The following is a 21,823-nucleotide window of genomic DNA, read 5'->3' as shown; positions in this document are numbered from 1 at the left end:
CAACCGCAAGGAGACAACCATGACCATCGATCGACGCGAACTGCTGTCCGCCGGCGCCGCGGGCCTCGGCTGGCTGGCCGCCGGCTTCTCCGCCAGCGCGCTGGCGCAGGCGAGCGGCCACACGCTCAACATTGCCCTGTTCCCCGAGCCCAACGGCGTGGTCGCCGGCCTGGGCTCCACCGGCCCGGCCCAGACAGTGATCGGCAACATCTACGACGGCCTGCTGCGCTTCGACGAGAAGCTGCAGCCCATGCCCAACCTGGCGACGGAGTGGACCGTCAGCCCGGACATGAAGGTCTACACCTTCAAGCTGAAGAAGGGCGTGACCTTCCATGACGGCAAGCCGTTCACCGCCGACGACGTGGTGTTCACCGCCGACAAGCTGATGCGCACGCTGAACCCGCGCGTGCGCGTCGCGATGGCCTCGGTCGAATCGGTCAAGGCGCTGGACCCGCACACGGTCGAATTCCGCATGGCCATCCCGTATGCGGCCTTCATCCAGTTGTTCGACAGCAGCACGCTGCCGATCGCCCCCAAACACCTGTATGGCGACGACGTCACCAAGCCGCTGTCGCCCAACCCGGTGGGCACCGGGCCGTTCAAGTTCAAGGAGTGGCAGCGCGGATCGTTCATCCACCTGGTCAGGAACGAGAAGTACCACGAGTCCGGCCTGCCCAAGCTGGAGAACGTGTACTGGCACATCATCCCGGACGGCGCTTCGCGCGCGGCAGCCTTCGAATCGGGCAAGGTGGACGTGCTGCCGGGCGGCATGGTGGAGTTTTTCGACGTCGGGCGGCTCGACAAGTTGCCCAACACCGATGTCACGCTCAAGGGCCACGAGAAGCTGTGTCCCATGGCCTGGATGTGGATGAACCACCGGCTGCCGCTGTTCCAGGACCTCAAGGTGCGCAAGGCCGTGATGCACGCCCTCAACCGCGACGCCATGGCCAAGGTGGTCTGGCAAGGCTTCGCCAAGCCGTCCACCGGCGCCTTCAGCCACCAGACCCAGTTCTACACGCCGCAGGTCCCGCAGTACCCCTTCGACACGGCGCGCGCCAGGAAACTGCTGGCCGAGTCCAGCTACAAGGGCCAGGCCGTGCGGCTGCTGCCGCTGCCCTTCGGCGAGAGCTGGATGCGGCTGGCGGAGCTGATCCGGCAGAACCTGACGGCCGCCGGGTTCAAGGTCGACCTGCAGTCGGCGGACCTGCCCGGCACCATCCAGCGCCAGTCGGGCTGGGACTTCGACCTGACCCTTACCTACATGTTCCAGCTTGGCGACCCCGCGCTGGGCGTGGCGCGGAACTACGTGAGCAGCGAGATCCGCAAGGGGTCGCCCTTCAACAACGTGGGCGGTTACCAGAACCCCAAGGTGGACGCCCTGTTCGAGCGCGGCTCGCGCGAGATCGACCCGAAGAAGCGCGCCGAGATCTATGCGGACATCCAGCGCACGCTGTCCGAAGACGTGGCGGCCGCCTGGCTGCTCGATCTGGGCTTCCCGACGGTCTACCGCAGCAAGGTGGACAACCTGATCAACACCTCCCTGGGGCTGATCGACAGCCTGGGGCGGGCCTCGATCAAGTCCGTCTGAGGACGCGCCCGGGAGCCCCAGCTTGGATACCTTTCGCTTCCTGGCGCGGCGACTGTTGCAGGGCCTGGCCGCCCTGCTGCTGATCGCGGTGATGAACTTCCTGCTGGTGCGGGCGGCCCCGGGCGACCCGGCCACCCTGCTGGCGGGCGAGTCCGGCGCAGCCGACGAGGTGTTCCTGCAGCAGTTGCGCGAGCGTTTCGACCTCGACCGTCCGCTGCCCCAGCAGCTCGCGACCTACCTTGGGCAGCTGGCGCAGGGCGACCTCGGCGTCTCCTACCGGCAGCAGCAGCCAGTGATCGACCTGATCCTCGATCGCCTGCCCGCCACCCTGCTGCTGACCGGCACGGCCTTCCTGCTGTCGCTGGCCATCGGCGTGGCGCTGGGCGTCTGGGCCAGCGTGCGCGCGGGCACCTGGAAGGACAGCGCCATCAGCCTGTTCGCCACCGTCTTCTATGCGATGCCGGTCTACTGGCTGGCGCTGCTGGCGGTGCTGGTGTTCGCGGTGTGGCTGCCGTGGCTTCCCGCCTTCGGCTACGAAACGGTGGGTGGTGGGCACACCGGTCTGGCCCGCATGCTGGACATCGGCCGGCACCTGGTGCTGCCTGCGGTCGTGCTCGCCATGTTCTTCATGGCGGTCTATGCCCGCATGACGCGCGCCTCGATGCTGGAAGTCGCCGGCATGGACTTCGTGAAGACCGCCCGGGCCAAGGGACTGCCCGCCGGCCGGGTGCTGCGCGCCCACGTGCTGCGCAACGCCCTGCTGCCGGTGGTCACGCTGGCCGGCCTGCAGGCCGGCGCGATGGTCGGCGGTGCCGTGATCATCGAAACCGTGTTTGCCTGGCCGGGCATCGGCCGACTGCTGTTCGACGCCCTGCAGCAGCGCGACTACTCGCTGCTGCTGGGCACCTTCCTCGTGACCGCCGCGCTGGCGGTCCTGTTCAACATCATCACCGACGTGGCCTACACCCTGGTGGACCCTCGGATCCAGTTGCGATGAACTCCGGATTCGTGCGGCGATTCGCGCGCAACAAGGGCGCGGTGGCAGGACTGGCGGTGCTGCTGCTGGTCGCGCTGGTGGCGGTGGCCGGCCCCTGGCTGGCTGGCTCGCCCTGGGACATGGTGGGCCCGCCCTTCCTGGCGCCGTTCGCGCAAGGCAGCCTGCCGCTCGGCTCCGACGCGCTCGGGCGCGATGTCGCCGCCGGCCTGATCCACGGCGCGCGCGTGTCGCTGCTGATCGGGCTGGTGGCCACCGCCGTGTCGCTGGCCGTGGGCATCGGCGTCGGCGCACTGGCCGGCTACCACGGCGGCTGGGTGGACGCCCTGCTCATGCGCTTCACCGAGCTGTTCCAGGCCATCCCGGCCTTCGCCCTGTCCATCGTGGTGGTGGCGATCTTCCAGCCGACGGTCTACACCATCGTCGCGGCCATCGCGATCATCACCTGGCCGCCGGTCGCGCGGCTGGTGCGCAGCGAATTCCTGACCCTGAGCCAGCGCGAGTTCGTGCAGGCCGCCCTGCTGGCCGGGCAGTCGAGCAGCCGGATCATCTTCACCCAGATCCTGCCGAACGCCATCTCGCCGATCATCGTGATGGGGTCGCTGATGATCGCCAGCTCCATCCTGCTGGAGTCGGGCCTGAGCTTCCTGGGCCTGGGCGACCCGGACATGATGAGCTGGGGCTACATGGTCGGGGCGGCCCGCACGGCGCTGCGCCAGGCCTGGTGGATCGCGGTGTTCCCTGGCCTGGCCATCGCGCTGACCGTGCTGGCGCTGAACCTCGTGGGCGAGGGCCTGAGTGACGGCCTCAACACGCGGCTGGACGGGAGGACGCGATGAGCGCCGCGCCCGTCTCGCTGGCGCATGCGGCGCCACCCGTGCTGCGCATCGAGGGCCTGTCCATCCGGCTGCCGGCCGGCGCCGACCGGCCGCTGGCCGTGGAAGGGGTGGACCTGCAACTGCACGCCGGGGAGACGCTGTGCGTGGTGGGCGAGTCGGGCTCCGGCAAGTCGATGATTGCCAATGCGGTGATGGGCCTGCTGCCCGGGCCGCAGGTTGCGCCGGTGGCGGGCCGCATCCTGTTCGAAGGGCGCGACCTGCTGGCGCTGTCGGAGGACGAGTTGCGCGCGCTGCGCGGCTGCCGCATGGGCATGGTGTTCCAGGAGCCCATGACCTCCCTGAACCCGGTGATGCGCATCGGCGAGCAGATCGGCGAGGTGCTGGACGCGCACCAGAGCCTGCCCGCGCCCGAGCGCCGCGCCCGCATCGTTGCCGCCCTGCGCGACGTCGGGCTGCCCGAACCGGAGCTGATCGCCGATGCCTTCCCGTTCCGGCTGTCAGGCGGCCAGCGTCAGCGGGTGATGATCGCCGCCGCGCTGGTGCTGCAGCCCAAGCTGCTGATTGCCGACGAGCCGACCACGGCGCTGGACGTGACCACCCAGGCACAGATCCTGGCGCTGATGCGCGAGCTGCAGCAACGGCGCGGCATGGCGCTGCTGTTCATCACCCACGACTTCGGCGTCGTCGCCCAGATCGCCGACCGGGTGGCGGTGATGCAGTTCGGCCGGGTGGTCGAGCGCGGTCCGGCGCGGCAGGTGCTGCGCGCGCCGCAGCACGGCTACACGCAGCGGCTGATCGCTGCCATCCCCAGCGGCCAAACCCGCGCCGCGCCCACGGCCGGGTTCGAGCCGCTGCTGCAGGTGGACAGCCTGGCCAAGACCTATCGCAGCGGCGGCGGTCTGTGGCGCAAGTCGCGCGAGGTCCAGGCCGCCCGCGACCTGTCGTTCTCGCTGCAGGCCGGAGAGACGCTGGGCCTGGTGGGCGAATCCGGCTCGGGCAAGTCCACCGTGGGCCGCTGCCTCACCGGGCTGGTGCCGGCCGATGCAGGCCGCATCCGCTTCGGCGGGCAGGAGTTGCCGCTGGACCTGCGGCGCCGGCCGGTGGCCGATCGCGGCCGCATCCAGATGGTGTTCCAGGATCCCTACGCCTCGCTCAACCCGCGCCATACCGTCGGCGCCGCCATCGCCGCCGGCCCCCTGCAGCAAGGCGTGCCTCCCGCGGAGGTGCGCGAGCGCGTGCGTGCGCTGCTGGAGCAGGTGGGCCTGAAGGCCGACGCCGCCGGGCGCTACCCCCACGAGTTCTCCGGTGGACAGCGCCAACGCATCGCCATCGCCCGTGCGCTCGCGATGCGGCCACAATTGCTGGTGGCCGACGAGCCGGTGTCGGCGCTGGACGTCTCGGTGCAGGCCCAGGTGCTGGACCTGTTCGAACAGGTGCGGCGCGACTTCGGCCTGTCGATGGTGTTCATCACCCACGACCTGCGCGTGGCCGCCCGCATGTGCGATCGCATCGCGGTGATGCGCCGCGGCGAGATCGTCGAGATGGGCGCCACCGCCGACGTGCTGGACGCCCCGCGGCACGAATACACGCGCGAGCTGCTGGCTGCCGCGCCGAATTTCCGTTCAACCCTGGACAAGGACACCGACCATGACCCAGCCTTTGTGGCGGCTTGACGCCGTCGAACTCGCCGCCCGCATCCGCCGCAAGGACGTCTCCTGCGTGGAGGCGACCCAGTCCGTGCTGGACCGGATCGCCGCCGTCGACCCGTCGGTGAACGCGCTGCCGCTCAAGTACCCCGAGGAGGCGCTGGCCGCGGCCCGCGCAGCCGACCAGCAGCTCGCCCGCGGCGAGCCGGTGGGGGAGCTGCACGGCGTGCCGGTCTCCATCAAGGTCAACGTCGACGTCGCCGGCCAGCCCACCGACGGCGGCATCGTCGCGCTCAAGGACCTGATGGCGACGCAAGACGCGCCGCTGGTGCGCCACCTGAAGAACGCCGGCGCCGTGATCGTCGGGCGCAACAACGTGCCCTCGTTCTCGCTGCGCTGGTTCAGCGACAACGACCTGCACGGCCGCACGCTCAACCCCTGGGATGCGCAACGCACGCCGGGCGGCTCCAGCGGCGGTGCCGCCGCGGCTGCAGCGCTGGGCATGGGCCCGATCCACCACGGCAACGATTACGGCGGGTCGATCCGCTACCCGGCCTTTGCCTGCGGCGTGGTCGGCATGCGCCCCACCGCCGGCCGCATCGCCGCAGTGAACGCGACCGCCAAGGAAGACCGCATCCTCTCGAACCAGCAGATGTCGGTTCAGGGGCCGCTGACCCGCAGCGTGGCCGATGCGCGCCTGGCACTGAAGGTGATGTCCCAGGAAGACCCGCGCGACCCGCTGTGGGTGCCGGCGCCACTGGAGTACCCGTCGCGCAAGGAACCGCTGAAGGTGGCGCTGTTCAAGCGCTGGTCCGGCTGCGACACGCACCCGACGGTGCGTGCTGCGCTGGAGCAGGCCGCGCAATGGCTGGCGGATGCCGGCTGCGTCGTCGAGGAGCAGGAGCCGCCGCACTTCGAGGAAGCCACGGTACTGTGGCGCCAGCTGGTGCACGACGACATGCGCCGCAGCATGAAGCCGGCGATCGATGCCCTAGGCGACAGAGCCGTGCGCACGGCCGTGCGCGGCTACTTCGGCAGCATTCCCGACTGGAGCCGCGACCAGTACCTGACCGCCCAGCAGCGGCGGCTGACCATCGCGCGCGCCTGGTCACTGTTCTACGCCCAGTACCCGGTGCTGCTGATGCCGGTGAGCTGGGAGCGCCAGTTCCCGATCGACGAGGACCAGCGCGGCCAGGAGCGCCTCGAGCAGATGCTGGCGGCGCAGAGCCCGCTGCTGGCCACGGCCATGCTGGGCCTGCCCGGATTGTCCGTCCCGACCGGCGTGGCCGATGGCCTGCCCACCGGCGTGCAGCTGTGCGCCACGCGCTACCGCGAGGATCTGTGCCTGGCGGCGGGCGAGATCGTGGAGCGCGCCGCCCGCTTCCGCCCGCTGGATCACCTGGCCGGGTAGCCTACCGAGGCGCCGTGCACCTGGACGACACCGACCGCGACCTGCTGGCGCTGCTGCGCAAGGACGCGCGCATGAGCAGTGCCGCGCTGGCGCAGAAGACCGGCGTCTCGCGCGGCACGGTGGCGAACCGGCTGCGCAAGCTGGAGGATGCGCAGGTCATCGTCGGCTACACCGTGCGCCTGCGCCCGGAGGCGCAGCCGCGGCAGATCCGCGCCTGGATGGGGGTGCGTGTGGAAGGTAACCAGACCCGCGCGGTGATCGCCAACCTGCTGGGCGAACCGGGGGTCGAGTCGCTGCACGACACCAACGGGCGCTGGGACCTGCTGGCCGAGCTGCGCGCGGAGACGATGGCGGAACTCTCGCAGGTGCTCGAGCGGGTTCGCCTGATCAAGGGTATCGCCCACACCGAGACCAGCATCCACCTGACCACCTACCGCTAGCTTCTACGAGAGCGCCCCGGCCCAGACGGGCGGCTGCGTGGGGGGCGGCACACCCGCCTCCTGGCACAGCAGCCCGAACAGGTCCTTCGGATCGGCGAGCTGCGGCACCAGGCGCAGCGTCTCGCCCAACCCCATTTGCTGCGCGGCATCGGCTACGAAGCACAGGGCGGCGTAGTCCTCCAGGGCAAAGCCGACCGAATCGAATACCGTCACTTCGGCGTCGTCGCGCCGGCCGGGGTGCGTGCCGTCGAGCACCCTCCAGAACTCGGTGACCGGGAACGACGGCGGCATCTGCTGGATGTCGCCCTCGATCCGCGTCTGCGGCTCGAATTCCACGAACACGCTGGCGCGCTCCAGCACGCCGCGGTGCAGTTCGGTCTTGCCGGGGCAATCGCCGCCTACGGCATTGACGTGGATACCCGGCGCCAGCATTTCCGGAGTGAGGATCGTGGCGTTTGCCTTGTCGGCGGTCACGGTGGTGACGATGTCGGCGCCGCGCACCGCTTCGGCGATGGAGCTGCAGGCCCGCAGTTGCAGCCCCTGGCCGGCCAGGTTGGCCATCAGCTTGGCGGTGGCGGCAGGATCGACGTCGAACAGGCGCAGCTCCCCGATGCCCACCAGATCACGAAAGGCCAGCGCCTGGAATTCGCCTTGCGCGCCGTTGCCGATCAGCGCCATGACACGGCTCCCGGCGCGGGCCAGGTGCTGCGCCGCGAGCGCCGACATGGCGGCCGTGCGCAGCGCGGTGATGAGCGTCAGTTCCGAAAGCACGCGGGGCGCACCGGTGGCGACATCCGCCAGAACGCCGAAGGCCATCACCGTCGGCAGGCCAATCCGGGTGTTCTTCGGATGGCCGTTGACATACTTGAAGGCGAAGCGCCGCGCATCGGCGATCGGCATCAGCTCGATCACGCCCTCCGTGGAATGCGCAGCCACCCGCGCGGACTTGTCGAAGTCCTGCCAGCGCCTGAAATCGGCGGCGATCCGTTCGGCGATGCCGGAAATGCAGGTCGACAGGCCCTTTCGATTCACCAGCCGGACCATGGTCCCGGCATCGATATACCGCGTCGAGGGATACGGGGCGGGAAGCATCGGGAGACTCCTTGAACGAACCACAAGAGTCTCGCGCGGGCGCATGTCAGCCGGAAGGCTGCAGCCTGGCAGATAGTGCCGGGCGGTTTCGACAAAACGAGAGCGGCCATTGGCGCAATGGACAAGGACAGGGTTCGGACCGGCCCTGCTCCTTCCCCCACGCGGACGGAGTCAGTTCCGCGAGGAGCCTGCCGAGCGACCAGGGCTTCAGGCCCGGATCGCCGCCAGCGCCGTCATGTTCACGATCCGCCGCACGGTGGCGGATGGATTGAGCACGTGCACCGAGGCCCGCGCGCCCAGCAGGATCGGCCCCACCGTGATGCCGTGCCCGCCCGTCATCTTCAGCACCGTGAACAGGATGTTGGCCGAGTCCAGGTCCGGACAGATCAGCAGGTTGGCCTCGCCCTCGAGCGAACCGCCCTCCATCAGGCTTTCGCGGCGGATCGGCTCGGAAAGCGCGGCGTCGCCCTGCAGCTCGCCGTCGCATTCGATGTCCGGGGCAAGCTGCGCGAACAGTTCTCGGGCGCGGCGCATCTTCTGCGCCGCACCGCGGGTGGAGGAGCCATAGCTGCTGTGCGACAGGAACGCCACCTTGGGCGGCAGCCCGAAGCGCCGCACCTCCTGCGCCGCCATCAGTGCGATGTGGGCGAGCTGCTCCGCATCGGGGTTCTCGTTGACATAGGTGTCGGCGATGAACAGCGTGCGGTTGGGCAGCATCAGCGCGTTCAGCGTGGCCAGCCCGGGGGCGTCCGGCGCGGTGCCGATGACGTCGCGCACGTGCGCCAGGTGGGCGTCGAAGCGCCCGACCATGCCGCACAGCATGGCGTCGGCGTCGCCCAGGTGCACCGACAACGCGCCGATCAGGGTGTTGGAGCGGCGCACGGCCGCCTTGGCGGCTTCCGGCGTGACGCCGTTGCGCCCCATCAGCCGGTGGTAGGCCTCCCAGTACTGCCGGAAGCGCGCGTCGCTTTCCGGGTTGACGCAGTCGACGTCCTGGCCCAGCTTCAGGCGCAGGCCGGCGCGCGCGATGCGCGCCTCGATCACGGCCGGGCGGCCGATCAGGATCGGCTGGGCCAGCCGCTCGTCCAGCGCGAGCTGCGCCGCGCGCAGCACCCGCTCGTCCTCGCCTTCGGCATAGATCACGCGGCGCGCCTGCGCCCCCTTGGCGGCGGCGAACACCGGCCGCATGATCATGCCGGTCTGGTAGACGAAGCGCGTGAGGCTCTGGCGGTAGGCCTCCAGGTCTTCGATCGGCCGCGTGGCCACCCCTGATTCCACGGCGGCCCGCGCCACGGCCGGCGCGATGCGCAGGATCAGCCGCGAGTCGAACGGCGTCGGGATGATGTAGTCCGGGCCGAAGGCCAGTTCCTTGCCCGAGTAGGCGTTGGCCACCTCCTCGCTGATGTCGGCCTTGGCCAGCGCGGCGATCTCGCGCACGCAGGCCAGCTTCATGGCCTCGGTGATCCGCGTGGCACCGCAGTCCAGCGCCCCGCGGAAGATGTAGGGAAAGCACAGGACGTTGTTGACCTGGTTGGGGTAGTCGGAGCGGCCGGTGGCGATGATGCAGTCCGGCCGCGCCGCCTTCGCCACTTCCGGCCGGATCTCCGGCTCGGGGTTGGCCAGCGCCAGGATGATCGGCCGCGGCGCCATGGTCGCGACCATGGCGCCGGTCAGGACGCCGGGCGCCGAGCAGCCGAGGAACACGTCGGCCCCCTGCACCACGTCGGCCAGGGTGCGGCCCTCCGTGGCCTGCACGTAGCGCGCCTTGGACGGGTCGTAGCCGCCCGGCCGCCCTTCGTACAGCACGCCCTTGGAGTCGCACACGAAGATCTGCCGCTGCGCCACGCCCAGGCCCACCATCAGGTCGATGCAGGCGAGCGCGGCGGCACCGGCGCCCGACACCACCACCTTGACCTCGCCGACGGACTTGCCCACCAGTTCCAGCCCGTTGAGCAGCGCCGCCCCGGAGATGATGGCGGTGCCGTGCTGGTCGTCGTGGAACACCGGGATGTTCAGGCGCTCGCGCAGCTGGCGCTCGATGTAGAAGCACTCGGGCGCCTTGATGTCCTCGAGGTTGATGCCGCCGAGCGTGGGCTCCAGCGCCGCGATGATCTCGACCAGCTTGTCCGGGTCGCGCTCGGCCAGCTCGATGTCGAACACGTCGATGCCGGCGAACTTCTTGAACAGGCAGCCCTTGCCTTCCATCACCGGCTTGCCCGCCAGCGGGCCGATGTCGCCCAGCCCCAGCACCGCGGTGCCGTTGGTGACCACGCCCACCAGGTTGCCGCGCGAGGTGAACTCGGCGGCCAGCGAAGGATCGGTCTGGATGTCCAGGCAGGGATAGGCGACGCCGGGCGAATAGGCCAGCGACAGGTCGCGCTGGTTGGACAGCGGCTTGGTGGGGGTGACGGCGATCTTGCCGCGCGTCGGGCTGCGGTGGTACTCGCGCGCGGCCTCGCGCAGCGCCTGCTCGGCGCCGGACAGCGGCCGGCCCGGTGAAGATGAATCTGCCATGGATGACCGTCCTTGATCTGGATGCGCCGTGCCGGCGCCGACTGCTGGGCTGCTAGAGCTCGACGCAGGCCGCGCCGATGCCGTCGAAGGTCACCGAGACCCGGTCCCCCCGGTTGGCGGGCAGCATCCCGCACCAGGTGCCGGTGGTCACCGATGTGCCGGCCCGCACGACGGCACCGCCTCGGGTGGCGTGCTTCAGCCAGGCGGGCAGCAGCCAGGTGGGATCCCCGAGCGGGTGCGTGCCGCGGTACTCGGCGCTCGAGGCGGCGATCCGCACCACGCACGACTGCATGGCCCAATCCCTGGCCGCGAACCGGCGCCACTCTCCCACCACCAGCGCCCCATGCGACTGCAGGTCGGCCAGCTTCAGCAGGGGCGGCGCGTCGACGCCTTCGGTCCAGCGCGAATCGACGATCTCGATGGCCACCGCCATCGCGTCCACCAGCGCTGCGGCATCGCCGGGCGTCAGCCGGGCCGCCTGCGCGGCCGTGACATCCGATCCCAGCCGCAAGGCGACCTCGGCCTCGATCAACCTGGAATTGAAGTGCGAGTTCCGGGCGTCCGCGGGACTTGGCCAGGTGCTCGCCGCGAACAGCGGCGCGTGGGTCAGCACGGCGCTGCGCGACGGCCCCCCGGATTTCCAGAAAGCCGGCAGTTCGCCTGGCGCCAGGGCCTCGCGCACGAGCCGCTGGACTTCGTAGGCGTCCTGCGGTTCGCGCAGGGAGCCGGCCAGCGCCGCGGCGTCGACGGGACTGCGGTGGCGGCGCGCGTGCAGCAGGGCCTGCGCGACCGACTGGGTGGAAGAGGCGTCCATGGACATCAGCCTTCGAAAAGCAGCAGCGGGGGTTGTTTCATCGTTCCGGGCGAGCGCACCCCTCAGAGCTGCGGCCACCGGTGCGCCCAAGGGCTCGCGTCCTCGAACTTCGCCCCCAGTTCGAGCAGTCTATCGTCGCTGCCGTAGGCCCCGACCATCTGCAGGCCGATCGGCAGGCCCTCGCGCGAGGGCGCACACGGCAGAGCCAGTGCCGGCAGCCCGGCCGCGTTGACCCAGCCGGTATAGATGGCGTGCCCGCGCGGCCCGACCTCCTGGCCGTCGATGTGCGTGGGATACGCCTCCTGCGCCGCCCAGGGCAGCGCGGCGGCGGACGGCAGGACGATCACGTCGACCTGCCGGAACACCGCGGCGACCTGTCGGCGCAAGGCTTTGACCTGCTCCAGGATGCGCCACAGGCGCGCGCCCGGCAACGCCCTGCCCTTCTCGGCCATCTCCAGGTACCTGGGCGAAGCCTGGGCCGCCCATTCGGGGTGCTGCTGGAACAGTTGCGCCAGTCCGATCTGGCCGATCTGCGGCCAGGCCTCGCCATAGAAATCGAGATCCAGCGGCAATGGGCCGGCCTCCACCGAATGGCCCAGTTCTGCGAGCTGCTCCACGGCGGCGCCGACGCTGGCTGCGATCTGCGGATCCAGCGGCGCGCTGCCGAAGCGCTCCACGTACAGGATGCGCAGGGCAGCGCCGGCCCTCACGCTGCCCGCTGCCTGGGCGGCCGCGAGCGAGGAGCGGTCCGCGTCGGCCGGGCCGCGCATCACCTCGAACAGCAGCCGCGCGTCGGCCACCGTGCGCGCCAGCGGGCCGATCACTTCGAAGTCCAGTAGCAGGCTGGGCAGCGCGTGCTCGCGCGGCACCGCCGACAGCGAGGGCTTGAGTCCGACCAGGCCGGTGTGTGAGGCCGGCCGGCGGATCGAGCCGCCGCCGTCCTGTCCGATCGCCAGCGGCGCGATGCCGGCGGCACAGGCGGCCACGCCGCCCCCGGTGGAGCCACCCGGCGTGAGCGCCGGATTCCACGGATTGCCCGTGACGCCGTAGATCGGATTGGCGGTGTAGCCCTCGAGCGCGAACTCCGGCACGTTGGTCTTGCCGATGATCAGCGCACCGGCGGCGCGAGCCCGCCCCACCGACAGTTCATCCTCTGCGGTGCAGTGGTTGCGCAGCGCCGGGCAACCCCAGGTGGTGGGCAGGTCGGCCGTGTACAGGCTGTCCTTCACCGTCAGCGGAATGCCGTCGATGGCGGATCGTGGCCGGCCTTCCTCGTAGCGGCGCGTCGCTGCTTCGGCTTCGGCCAGGAAGGCGGCATCGCGCCGGGCGATCACCGCATTGATCTTCGGATTGACCGCCTCCAGCCGGGCCAGGCAGGCCCTCGCTACCGCGGAGGGGGTGAGATCGCCCGCACGGTAGCGGCGCTGCAGTTCGGTGGCGGGAAGCCGCCACGCTTCGGTCGGTGTCATCGGCGTGCGGCTCACATGTGGCTGGGCAGCCAGGTCGCCAGCTGCGGCACGGCCAGCAGCAGCAGCGTGAAGGCAATCATGATCACCGCGTACGGCAGCGCGCCCCAGATGGCATCCTCGATGCCGCCCTTGTCCGGCCGGATCCCGTGCACCACGAACAGGTTCATGCCGACCGGGGGCGTGATCAGCCCCAGCTCGCACATCAGGACGATGAAGATGCCGAACCAGATCGGGTCCACGCCCAATGCGACGGCGATCGGGTAGGTGATGGGGATGGTGGCCACCTGCATCGACAGCACGTCCATGAACATGCCCAGGATCAGGTAGAAGACGATCAGCACCAGGATCAGGCCGGTGCCCGACAGGCCCAGGCTGGTCACCCACTTGGTCAGGGAGTCGGCCACGCCCGTGAGGCTGATCGCCAGGTTCAGGATGAACGCGGCCGTCATGATCAGCAGGATCATGCCGCTGACGCGGGCGGTGGAGATGAAGCAGTTGCGCAGCAGTTCGCGGTTGAGCCGGCCCGAATGCCAGACGAAGCCCAGCGCCGCAATCACCCCGAGCGCGGCGCTCTCGGTGGTGGTGGCAAGGCCGAAGTACAGGCTGCCCATGACGATGCCGAACACCACCAGCGGCGGAACCAGGTGCACCAGCGTGCGCATCTTGTCGGCCAGCGGGATCTTCGCTTCGCGCATCACCTCGCCGCTGAGGGCGCTGGATACGGCGATGTAGATCATGAAGATCGCAGTCAGCAGGATTCCGGGAATGATGCCGGCGATGAACAGCTGCCCGATCGAGGTATTGGTCAGCGAGCCGTAGACGATCATGTTGACGCTGGGCGGAATCAGGATGCCGAGCGTGCCGCCGGCGGCCAGCGAGCCGAGCGAATTGCGCATCGAGTAGCCGCGCTTTTGCAACGACGGCAGTGCCACGGTACCCACGGTGGCGGCGGTCGCGACCGAGGAGCCCGAGGTGGCGGCGAACAGTGCACAGCTGCCGATGTTGGTATGCAGCAGCCCGCCGGGCAGCCGCCCGAGCCAGGCCGACAGTGCGATGTACATGCGGTCGGCGATGCCCGAGCGCAGCAGCAGCTCGCCCAGCAGCACGAACAGCGGAATGCAGGTCAGCAGGTTCTCGTTGTGCACGCCCCAGACCACCGGGGCGATCGAGTCCATGAACGGGATGCCATAGGCAGCGATGCCGCCGACGATGCCCACCAGCGCCATGGCCACGGCGATCGGCGTGCCGATCAGCATCATGCCCAGCATCAGCGCGAAGGCGATCCCGAAGAAGGAAAGGGTCATCGCGGGGCTCCTTCGGCCGCCTGCCGGTTGGCCAGGTCGTCCAGTTCTTCCTTCAGTTCTTCCTTGGCGCTCCTGGGCTGGAAGTCCTCGTTGAGCGAGTCGATCCGGCACTGCACCCCCAGCCAGCTCGCCCGCAGGGCGTAGCCGGTCGCCACCAGGGCGAAGATCACCAGACCCGCATACCAGACCGATTGCGGCCAGATCAGCGGGGTGGCCCAGGGCGTCTGCGCGGTGCTGCCGTACTGCATCGTGTCCACGATCACCTTGGTCGCCACCCAGGCCATGAAGACGCCGAAGGCGGCGATGCTGGCCACGGCGAACCAGTTCAGGAACGCCTGCAGCGCACGCGGCAACCGCTCGTGGAACACGTCCACCCGGATGTGGTTGCGCCCCATCAGGGCCAGGCTGAAGGCGATGGTGGATCCGACGGCCAGCGCGTAGCCGCCAAGCTCGTCGGCGCCCTGCAGCGAAAAGCTGAAGAGCTTGCGCGACAGCGTTTCCACCGCCACCACGACGGACAGCGCCAGGAAGATGGCGCCGAAGATCCAGGCCAGCACGTTCTCGATGTGTTCTTTCACGGCGGGCCCCGCGGGAGACGCGGGGGCGGCGCCCGGCGCCTCCCCCTTGGCCGCGGGCGCGCCGTCCGGCGCGCCCCGCTTGAGCATGGACGCGCCGTTCTTCATTTCAGCCCCAGCACCGGCGCAACGATCGCCTTCCACTGCCTGGAGCAGTCGGGATTGGACTTGTCGCAGACTTCAGCCCACACCGGCAGCGACACCTTGGTGACGGCGCTGCGCACCAGCTCCAGGTCGGCCGGCGAGACCGGCACGTTGGTCAGCTTGAATGGCTTGCCGGTCTTGCATTCCTTGCCGGTGTTGCAGTTCAGCGCGTCCTGGAACAGCTCCTCCGAGTAGGACCAGATCTCGCTGGTCAGCCCGTCGAACGCCGCCTTCAGCTTGGCCTGCTGATCCGGCTTGAGCTGGTTCCAGGACTTGAGCGACATCGCGTAGCCGTTCAGCGCCATCTGGAAGCCGAGCGGCATCTGGTGCGTCGTCACCTCCGGCCAGCCGGCCGTGTTGGCCGAACTCGGGCCGGTGATGGCGCAGTCGACCACGCCCAGCGACAGCGACTGGTGGGTGTCGGGGAAGGACACCGGCACCGGCGTGCCGCCCACCAGCTCGATGAACTTGGCCAGGTTCTGGTCGTACACGCGGACCTTCATGCCCTTGATGTCGGCCAGCCTGGTGATCGGCTTCTTGCAGAACAGCACTTGCGGCCCGAATGGCCACACGCCCAGCAGCTTGACGTTGAACTGCTTCTGCAAGCGCTTGTCGATGGTGTCGAAGTAGGCCTGGGCGACCTTGCGGCCGGTGGCGTAGTCGGGCGCGGCGCCGACCAGGTCCAGCCCGAGCAGGGTGGGCTCGTCGCGCGAGTTCTGCGAGACGCGCAGCGACACGATGTCGAACAGGCCGGCCTTCATCACGCGCAGCTGCTCCGTGTCCTTCAGGCCGAGGGTGTCGATCGGCTTGTAGTCGATGTCGATCGGCAGGCCTGTCTTCGCCGCGAAATTCTCGAAGAACGGCTGCTCCTTGTTCTTCTGGATCAGGCCGGTGGCCAGCGGCTGGCCGATGGCCTTCCACTTCATGCGGTCATCGGCCTGGACCTGGGTCGGGACCTGCAGCGCGGCGGCGCCTAGCGCGGCGCAGGCCAGCAGGCGCGAAAGGGAAGCTTTCATGGGGGCTCCTTGGGCAGAGGTTGCAGACGGGCGGGGGACTACGGACCGGTGCGCGCGAGGATGCGCGCGATGGCTTCCGGCAGGCCCTTGTGAGGCTTGACCGGCGGGGTTTCGAAGCTGCCGCCCCGGTGCGATCCGGGCTGCAGGGCGACGAGCGTTTCGGCGTGGCGCACGGCGCTGGAGACGCCGTCCACCACCGGCACCGGGAGCTGGTCGCGCAGCGTGCGCGCCAGCCCGGCCAGCGGCGCGCCGGCCAGCACGATCACGTCGGCGCCATCCTGGCGCACGGCTTCGTCGCACAGCTGCGCCAGCCGGTCGGCGTGGTCCTGCTGCACCGACCCGATGGAGAGCTGCCGGTCCAGGCCGCGCATGCTGGCCAGGCGATCGAGCAGCCCGTACGAGTGCACGACCTCGCGGTACCAGGCCTGGATGCGCTGCGAGATGGTGATGATGGAGAACCGCTGGCCCAGCAGGCAGGCGCTGGCCAGTGCGCTCTCGGTCAGCCCGATCACCGGGATGGGCAGCAGTTCGCGGATGCCGCCCACGCCGGGGTCGCCAAAGGCCGCGACGATGAGGGCATCGTGCTGCGCGTACGCCTGCGCCGCCACCTGCGCCGCCGCGTACGCCCCCACCAGCGCCTCGAAGCGGGTCTCGATGTAGGCGACCCCGAACGGTGCGGTGGCCACCGTGATGCGGGTGTCCGGCGCCGCCGTGCGCCGGGCCTCGGCCTCGATCAGCGCACTCACTTCCGTCGAGATATTCGGGTTGACCAGCAGCAGCTTCATGGCCGTCCCTCCGGGCGCTGCGGCAGCAGCGTCGGCCGGCCGCAACGCAGGAAGCGGCCGCGGCCCTCCCGGGCCACGCAGTCGCGGCCGTCCCACACCACCTCGCCGCGGCTGAGCGTGAGCGCCGGCCAGGCCTTGAGCCCCATGCCCTCGTAGGGCGTGTAGTCGACCGCGTGGTGCAGGTCCGCATTGCGCACCACCGTGTCCCGGTGGTCCCAGACCACCAGGTCGGCGTCGCAGCCGATGGCGATGGTGCCCTTGCGCGGATGCAGGCCGTAGGCCTTGGCGGGGTTGGTCGAGGTGAGCTCCACGAATTTCTGCAGCGTGATGCGGCCGCCCAGCACGCCTTCGGAGTACAGCAGCGGCAGCCGCGTCTCCAGTCCCGGGATGCCGTTGGGAATGTGGCGAAAGGCCACCTCCTCGCCGTGCGGCTTCTTGCCCTGCGGATCGTCGTAGCGGAACGGCGCGTGGTCGGACGAGAAGATCGTGAACAGGCCGTCGGACAAGCCGTCCCAGATCACCTGCTGGTTCCGCTTGTCGCGCGGCGGCGGGCTGCAGACGCAGCGCGCGCCGTGGTAACTGTCGTCGATGCCCAGGTCCTCCGCGGTGAGGAACAGGTACTGCGGGCAGGTCTCGGCGAACACCGAGAGGCCGTGGCTGCGGGCCCAGCGGATCTGCTCGACGGCCTCCCCGCCCGAGACGTGGACGATCAGGATCGGCACGTCCACCAGCTGCGACAGGGCGATGGCGCGGTGGGTCGCCTCGCGCTCGACCAGCATCGGCCGGGCATGGGCGTGGTAGCGCGGGGCGGTCCGGCCGGCGGCCTCCAGCCGGCGCGTCAGCCATTCGATGCAGTCGGCGTTCTCCGCATGCAGCATGGCCAGGGCGCCGTGGGTGCGCGCGACGTCCAGCACGTCCAGGATCTGGCCGTCGTCGAGCTTCATGTCGTCGTAGGTCATATAGACCTTGAAGGACGTGTAGCCCTGCGCGATCAGCTGCGGCAACTCCGTGGACAGCACCTGCGGCGTCGGGTCGCTGACGATCAGGTGGAAGGCGTAGTCCACCACCGCGCGCCCCTCGGCACGTGCGTGGTAGTCGTCCACCGCGGCCAGCAGCGACTGCCCCTTCATCTGTGCGGCGAACGGGATCACGGTGGTCGTTCCGCCGCAGGCCGCCGAGCGGCTGCCGGAGCGGAAGTCGTCGGCCATGCGGGCCGGCGCCTCCATCGGCTGGTCGAGGTGGCAGTGGGCATCCACCCCACCGGGCGTCACCACCCTGCCTGCGGCGTCGTACTCGTCGCGGCCCGCCGCCAGTGCCTGCCCCAGTTGCACGATCCGGCCGTCGCGGATGCCGATGTCGCAATCGAAGGTGTCGCTCGCCGTGGCGACCTGCGCGTTGCGCACCACCAGGTCGAAGGCCGCATCAGCCATTCAGCCCCCTGGTCGCCATCTTTTCATGTAGACAATCTATCCGATTCATTGTTGACATTTACTCATGCACAGCTCGCATATGTCGCTCAAATGAGCGCTTCCAAGGGTGCCTACATACCATCGAAAATGGCTCACGGATAGCCACTATGGCTTGGCCGATCGTCCGCCCCATTGGTGTTTACACCGATGTAGACATTGAAAACGCAACAGCTGGCTCTTCCCCAACGCGCCATGCATAATGGCCTTGCACATTGCAGGCACAAATGTCAACAACCCGATTCGGCATCCTGACGCCGTCTTCCAATACGACCCTCGAACCGATCACCGGCGAGATCGTCCGGCTGCTGCCGGATGCCACCGCGCACTTCTCGCGGTTCAGGGTGACGGAGATCGGGTTGGGCGCCGGCGCCCTGGGCCAGTTCGACGAAGGCCCGATCCTGGCCGCGGCCGAACTTCTGGCCCATGCCAAGGTCGACGTGATCGGCTGGAGCGGCACCTCGGCCGGCTGGCTGGGCTTCGAGCGCGACCGGCAGTTGTGCGAGCGGATCCGCTCGCACACCGGCATCCCGGCCACCACGGCCGTGCTGGCCTTGAACGAATTGCTGCAGATCCGCGGCGCGCGAACCCTGGCGCTCGTCACGCCCTACACGCAGGACGTGCAGGTGCGCATCGTCGAGAACTACCGCGCGCTGGGCATCACGGTCGTCGCCGAGCGACACCTGGACATCCGCGACAACCACTCGTTCGCCGGCGTCGAGCCGCAGCGGCTGCGCGAGCTGATCGACGAAGTGGCCGCGCAGCGGCCGGAGGCGATCACCACCTTCTGCACCAACCTGCGCGCCGCGCCGCTGGCCGCGCGCGTGGAAGCCGACACACGCATCCCCCTGCTGGATACGGTGAGCACCACCGTCTGGGGGATGGCACGACTGGCCAGGCGGTCGCCGGCCGGCATCACCGGATGGGGAGAGCTGTTCCAATGGGCCTGAACGCGGCGCAAACCCGACCGCTGGCTAGAATCGCCGGCGAACGCAACCACAAGCAACCGATGGCGACTGCGCGCAAGTCCTCCCCCCGTGCGGAGCGGGAAAAATCGGTGGAAGACATCTACGAGCGCATCTATGTCGCCATCCTGGAGCACCGCCTCCAGCCCGGCACCAAGCTCGGCGAAGAGCGCATGGCGGAGATCTTCGGCGTCAGCCGGGCACGCATCCGCGAGGTGCTCGCCAAGCTGGCGCACGAGCAGATCGTCGAGCTGTACCCCCAGCGCGGCGCCTACGTCGCCAAGCCTTCGATCGAGCAGGCGCGCGACGTGTTCGAGGCGCGCCGGCTGATCGAACCGGCGGTCCTGCGGCGGCTGGTGGACACCCTCACCCCGGAGAAGGTCGCACGCCTGCGCCAGCACCAGGAGCTGGAGGCGGACGCGCGCCGCCGGGCCGACAAGCGGGCGGTGATCCGCCTGTCGGGCGAGTTCCACACCCTGGCGGCGGAACTGGCCGGCAACGCGGCGCTGGCCCGCAGCGTGCGCGAGCTCTGCATGCTGACCTGCCTGACCATCTTCCTGTACGACGCGCCGACCGCCCACGCGTGCCGCAACGATGAACACGAGAAGATCGTCGATGCGGTCGCCAAGCGTGATCGCGCCAAGGCCGAGAAGCTCATGCTCGAGCACCTCGAGCACATCGAGAGCAGCCTCCAGCTCGATGTCGGCAACGGCGAGGTCGATCTCGCCGAGATCTTCAACAGCTAGGCGCGCGCGCCTGCTCCCTGCCTTTTCCGGCGGCGCCGGCGCCCCCTGCGGCGCCGCCATTTCAACAAGGAGACCCACGTGCTGAACCTGAACTTCCACCCCGCCGGGCGCCACTTCCTGCAGATCCCGGGGCCGAGCCCGGTGCCCGACCGCCTGCAGCGTGCGATGAGCTACCCGACCATCGACCACCGCGGCCCGGAGTTCGGCGCGCTTGGCCGCAAGGTTCTCGCCGGCATCCGCACCCTCTTCAAGACCCGGCATCCCGTGGTCATCTACCCGGCTTCGGGCACCGGCGCCTGGGAGGCGGCTCTGGCCAACACGCTCAGCCCCGGCGACGCGGTGCTGATGTACGAGACCGGCCACTTCGCCACGCTGTGGAACAAGATGGCCCTGCGCCTGGGCCTGGAGCCCGAGTTCCTGGGCCTGCCGGGCAGCGAGGGCTGGCGCCGCGGCGTGCAGGCCCCCATGATCGAAGAGCGGCTGCGGGCGGACCGCTCGCATGCGATCAAGGCCGTGTGCGTCGTCCACAACGAGACCTCGACCGGCGTGACGTCGGACATCGCCGCCGTTCGCCGCGCGATCGACGCTGCCGGCCACCCGGCGCTGCTGATGGTGGACACCATCTCGGGGCTGGCCTCGGCCGACTACCGCCACGACGAGTGGGGCGTGGACGTCTCGGTCAGCGGCTCGCAGAAGGGCCTGATGATGCCGCCCGGCATCAGCTTCAATGCCCTGTCGCCCAAGGCGATCGAGGCGAGCCGCACGGCCCGGCTGCCGAAATCGTTCTGGGCCTGGGACGAGATGCTGGAGATCAACAAGACGGGGTACTTCCCGTACACGCCCAACACCAACCTGCTGTACGCCCTGTCCGAAGCCCTCGACATGCTGCACCAGGAGGGGCTGGAGGCCGTGTTCGCGCGCCACCAGCGCCTGGGCGAAGCTTGCCGCCGTGCCGTGCGCGCCTGGGGGCTGGAGATCCAGTGCGCCGACCCGGCGGTCTACTCGCCGGTGCTGACCGGGGTGATGATGCCGGAGGGCGTGGATGCCGACGCGGTGCGGCAACTCGTCTACCAGCGCTTCAACATGTCGCTGGGCGCGGGGCTCGGCAAGGTGAAGGGGCGCATGTTCCGGATCGGGCACCTCGGCGAGTGCAACGACCTCACCTTGATGGCGACCCTCTCGGGCTGCGAGATGGGCCTGCGCCTGGCCGGCGTGCGGCTGCCAGGCAGCGGCTGCGCCGCCGCGATGGAATACCTCGCCGGGACGGCCCAGCGGTCCGACCGGCCCATCGCCGAGTAGCGGCACCAGCGGCCGGCGAGATCCCGGTCCATGAGCCCGGACGCTCAGCCTAGAATTCCAGGATGCTTCTGGAGCCAATGCTTTCACGCCTGGGTGGCGCCAAGACGCTCGACGAGAAGATCCAGGCAGGGCTTCACGACGTCGTCGCACTGCACGGTGCGGAGATGGGGAACGTGCAGTTTCCAGGGAGCGACGGGCGACTGGTCATCGTCGCCGCCCGCGGGCTCGGGTTGGCATTCCTGAAAACCTTCGAGCGGGTCGCCGTCGGCTCCAGCACAGTCTGCGGTCGTGCTGCCCGCTCGGGCAAGCCGGTGTTCGTTCCCGACGTCCGCGTCGATGAGGATTTCAAGCCGTACGTGGACTTCGCGAACTCGGTCCCATTTCGCTCGGTCCTCTCCTTTCCACTGGTTTCCTCTGCCGGAGAATTTGTCGGCATGGTGTCAGCGCACTCCGCCCACGTCCTTGCGCCAACCGAGCTCGAGCTCAGGTCGGGCGAGACCTACGGGCGGCACTTGGCAGACGCAGTGGTCAGCCTTGCGCCCGCACCTGAACGCGTCATGTACGCCGAGCGTCGCTCGGCCGAATTGATCAAGCTCGCGAGATAGCTGCAGGCCGAGAGGCCCGGGCATCAGCAAGCCGGCCCTTGCTAGCGCGCGCAACTTCAGGATGTCTGCTCCTGGCCCGAAAGCAGCCCCATCGCTTGCGGGCGGCAGCAG

General features: G+C 69.5%; 19 protein-coding genes. 10 read left to right on the top strand and 9 right to left on the bottom strand.

The features are described from left to right. The first annotated feature begins 19 nt into the window (after window positions 1–19). The 6 genes from PE066_RS17445 to PE066_RS17420 are packed head-to-tail and all read left to right on the top strand — an operon-like array spanning window position 20 to window position 6,918. Complete coding sequence (locus PE066_RS17445; protein ID WP_271233793.1) at window positions 20–1,588, top strand: ABC transporter substrate-binding protein; 1,569 nt, start codon at window positions 20–22, stop codon at window positions 1,586–1,588. A 22-nt stretch (window positions 1,589–1,610) separates the two neighbouring features. After that, complete coding sequence (locus tag PE066_RS17440) at window positions 1,611–2,585, top strand: ABC transporter permease (RefSeq protein WP_271233792.1); 975 nt, start codon at window positions 1,611–1,613, stop codon at window positions 2,583–2,585. Further along, window positions 2,582–3,421: an ABC transporter permease gene (locus tag PE066_RS17435; protein WP_271233791.1), complete on the top strand. Its 840-nt coding sequence runs from the start codon at window positions 2,582–2,584 to the stop codon at window positions 3,419–3,421. The genes PE066_RS17440 and PE066_RS17435 overlap by 4 nt, the downstream gene beginning before the upstream one ends. Beyond that, a complete protein-coding gene (locus tag PE066_RS17430; protein ID WP_271233790.1) occupies window positions 3,418–5,094 on the top strand; it encodes an ABC transporter ATP-binding protein in 1,677 nt (558 codons plus the stop codon). The genes PE066_RS17435 and PE066_RS17430 overlap by 4 nt, the downstream gene beginning before the upstream one ends. Beyond that, the gene (locus PE066_RS17425; RefSeq protein ID WP_271233789.1) at window positions 5,069–6,478 is read left to right on the top strand and encodes an amidase family protein; all 1,410 of its coding nucleotides are present in this window, start codon (window positions 5,069–5,071) and stop codon (window positions 6,476–6,478) included. The genes PE066_RS17430 and PE066_RS17425 overlap by 26 nt, the downstream gene beginning before the upstream one ends. 20 nt (window positions 6,479–6,498) lie before the next feature. Continuing rightward, entirely contained in the window at window positions 6,499–6,918 is a 420-nt protein-coding gene (locus PE066_RS17420) for an Lrp/AsnC family transcriptional regulator (RefSeq protein WP_271236609.1), read from the top strand. Window positions 6,919–6,921: 3 nt separating this feature from the next. Here PE066_RS17420 and PE066_RS17415 read toward each other — a convergent pair whose 3' ends face one another. The 9 genes from PE066_RS17415 to hydA form a co-directional block, all read right to left on the bottom strand. Then, a complete protein-coding gene (locus PE066_RS17415) occupies window positions 6,922–8,010 on the bottom strand; it encodes an ornithine cyclodeaminase (RefSeq protein WP_271236608.1) in 1,089 nt (362 codons plus the stop codon). 207 nt (window positions 8,011–8,217) lie between these two features. Next, window positions 8,218–10,524, bottom strand: coding sequence for an NADP-dependent malic enzyme (locus PE066_RS17410; RefSeq protein ID WP_271233788.1), 2,307 nt, complete (start codon window positions 10,522–10,524; stop codon window positions 8,218–8,220). Between the two features lie 52 nt (window positions 10,525–10,576). Next, window positions 10,577–11,338, bottom strand: a complete 762-nt coding sequence (locus PE066_RS17405) for a fumarylacetoacetate hydrolase family protein (protein ID WP_271233787.1) — start codon at window positions 11,336–11,338, stop codon at window positions 10,577–10,579. 62 nt (window positions 11,339–11,400) lie between these two features. After that, window positions 11,401–12,807: an amidase gene (locus PE066_RS17400; RefSeq protein ID WP_271233786.1), complete on the bottom strand. Its 1,407-nt coding sequence runs from the start codon at window positions 12,805–12,807 to the stop codon at window positions 11,401–11,403. An 11-nt stretch (window positions 12,808–12,818) separates the two neighbouring features. Next, window positions 12,819–14,111: a TRAP transporter large permease gene (locus PE066_RS17395; RefSeq protein WP_271233785.1), complete on the bottom strand. Its 1,293-nt coding sequence runs from the start codon at window positions 14,109–14,111 to the stop codon at window positions 12,819–12,821. Next, the gene (locus tag PE066_RS17390) at window positions 14,108–14,689 is read right to left on the bottom strand and encodes a TRAP transporter small permease subunit (RefSeq protein ID WP_271233784.1); all 582 of its coding nucleotides are present in this window, start codon (window positions 14,687–14,689) and stop codon (window positions 14,108–14,110) included. Before PE066_RS17390 ends, PE066_RS17395 begins: the two co-directional genes overlap by 4 nt. Window positions 14,690–14,790: 101 nt before the next feature. Next, window positions 14,791–15,846 carry a TRAP transporter substrate-binding protein gene (locus tag PE066_RS17385; protein WP_271233783.1) on the bottom strand — a complete coding sequence of 352 codons (1,056 nt, stop codon included), beginning with the start codon at window positions 15,844–15,846 and terminating at the stop codon, window positions 14,791–14,793. Window positions 15,847–15,884: 38 nt separating this feature from the next. Continuing rightward, on the bottom strand, window positions 15,885–16,631 hold the full coding sequence (locus PE066_RS17380; protein WP_271233782.1) for an aspartate/glutamate racemase family protein: 747 nt from the start codon (window positions 16,629–16,631) through the stop codon (window positions 15,885–15,887). Beyond that, a complete protein-coding gene (gene hydA, locus PE066_RS17375) occupies window positions 16,628–18,061 on the bottom strand; it encodes a dihydropyrimidinase (RefSeq protein WP_271233781.1) in 1,434 nt (477 codons plus the stop codon). The genes PE066_RS17380 and hydA overlap by 4 nt, the downstream gene beginning before the upstream one ends. Window positions 18,062–18,324: 263 nt before the next feature. Between hydA and PE066_RS17370 the strand changes: the two genes are divergently transcribed. The 4 genes from PE066_RS17370 to PE066_RS17355 all read left to right on the top strand — a co-directional run bounded on the left by PE066_RS17370 (window position 18,325) and on the right by PE066_RS17355 (window position 21,712). Then, a complete protein-coding gene (locus tag PE066_RS17370) occupies window positions 18,325–19,047 on the top strand; it encodes a maleate cis-trans isomerase family protein (RefSeq protein WP_271233780.1) in 723 nt (240 codons plus the stop codon). A 59-nt stretch (window positions 19,048–19,106) separates the two neighbouring features. Continuing rightward, window positions 19,107–19,808 (top strand): GntR family transcriptional regulator, encoded by a 702-nt coding sequence (locus tag PE066_RS17365; protein WP_271233779.1) that lies wholly within the window; start codon window positions 19,107–19,109, stop codon window positions 19,806–19,808. Window positions 19,809–19,886: 78 nt separating this feature from the next. Then, window positions 19,887–21,107 (top strand): pyridoxal-phosphate-dependent aminotransferase family protein, encoded by a 1,221-nt coding sequence (locus PE066_RS17360; protein WP_271233778.1) that lies wholly within the window; start codon window positions 19,887–19,889, stop codon window positions 21,105–21,107. A gap of 62 nt (window positions 21,108–21,169) precedes the next feature. Beyond that, window positions 21,170–21,712: a GAF domain-containing protein gene (locus PE066_RS17355; protein ID WP_271233777.1), complete on the top strand. Its 543-nt coding sequence runs from the start codon at window positions 21,170–21,172 to the stop codon at window positions 21,710–21,712. Window positions 21,713–21,823: the final 111 nt, after the last annotated feature.

It is taken from the genome of Ramlibacter tataouinensis, assembly GCF_027941915.1.
Classification (GTDB): domain Bacteria; phylum Pseudomonadota; class Gammaproteobacteria; order Burkholderiales; family Burkholderiaceae_C; genus Ramlibacter; species Ramlibacter tataouinensis_C.
Note: the sequence above shows the minus strand (reverse complement) of the source record. Positions and strands in the feature narration are given on the sequence as shown.

What these genes read in the sequence shown, in the direction of transcription:
- PE066_RS17435 (WP_271233791.1), top strand. Translation starts at nt 2,582, where the DNA reads ATGAACTCCGGATTCGTGCGGCGATTCGCGCGCAACAAGGGCGCGGTG.
- PE066_RS17415 (WP_271236608.1), bottom strand. Translation starts at nt 8,010, where the DNA reads ATGCTTCCCGCCCCGTATCCCTCGACGCGGTATATCGATGCCGGGACC.
- PE066_RS17410 (WP_271233788.1), bottom strand. Translation starts at nt 10,524, where the DNA reads ATGGCAGATTCATCTTCACCGGGCCGGCCGCTGTCCGGCGCCGAGCAG.
- PE066_RS17425 (WP_271233789.1), top strand. Translation starts at nt 5,069, where the DNA reads ATGACCCAGCCTTTGTGGCGGCTTGACGCCGTCGAACTCGCCGCCCGC.
- PE066_RS17395 (WP_271233785.1), bottom strand. Translation starts at nt 14,111, where the DNA reads ATGACCCTTTCCTTCTTCGGGATCGCCTTCGCGCTGATGCTGGGCATG.
- PE066_RS17355 (WP_271233777.1), top strand. Translation starts at nt 21,170, where the DNA reads ATGCTTCTGGAGCCAATGCTTTCACGCCTGGGTGGCGCCAAGACGCTC.
- PE066_RS17385 (WP_271233783.1), bottom strand. Translation starts at nt 15,846, where the DNA reads ATGAAAGCTTCCCTTTCGCGCCTGCTGGCCTGCGCCGCGCTAGGCGCC.
- PE066_RS17445 (WP_271233793.1), top strand. Translation starts at nt 20, where the DNA reads ATGACCATCGATCGACGCGAACTGCTGTCCGCCGGCGCCGCGGGCCTC.
- PE066_RS17430 (WP_271233790.1), top strand. Translation starts at nt 3,418, where the DNA reads ATGAGCGCCGCGCCCGTCTCGCTGGCGCATGCGGCGCCACCCGTGCTG.
- PE066_RS17405 (WP_271233787.1), bottom strand. Translation starts at nt 11,338, where the DNA reads ATGGACGCCTCTTCCACCCAGTCGGTCGCGCAGGCCCTGCTGCACGCG.
- PE066_RS17400 (WP_271233786.1), bottom strand. Translation starts at nt 12,807, where the DNA reads ATGACACCGACCGAAGCGTGGCGGCTTCCCGCCACCGAACTGCAGCGC.
- hydA (WP_271233781.1), bottom strand. Translation starts at nt 18,061, where the DNA reads ATGGCTGATGCGGCCTTCGACCTGGTGGTGCGCAACGCGCAGGTCGCC.
- PE066_RS17370 (WP_271233780.1), top strand. Translation starts at nt 18,325, where the DNA reads ATGTCAACAACCCGATTCGGCATCCTGACGCCGTCTTCCAATACGACC.
- PE066_RS17380 (WP_271233782.1), bottom strand. Translation starts at nt 16,631, where the DNA reads ATGAAGCTGCTGCTGGTCAACCCGAATATCTCGACGGAAGTGAGTGCG.
- PE066_RS17365 (WP_271233779.1), top strand. Translation starts at nt 19,107, where the DNA reads ATGGCGACTGCGCGCAAGTCCTCCCCCCGTGCGGAGCGGGAAAAATCG.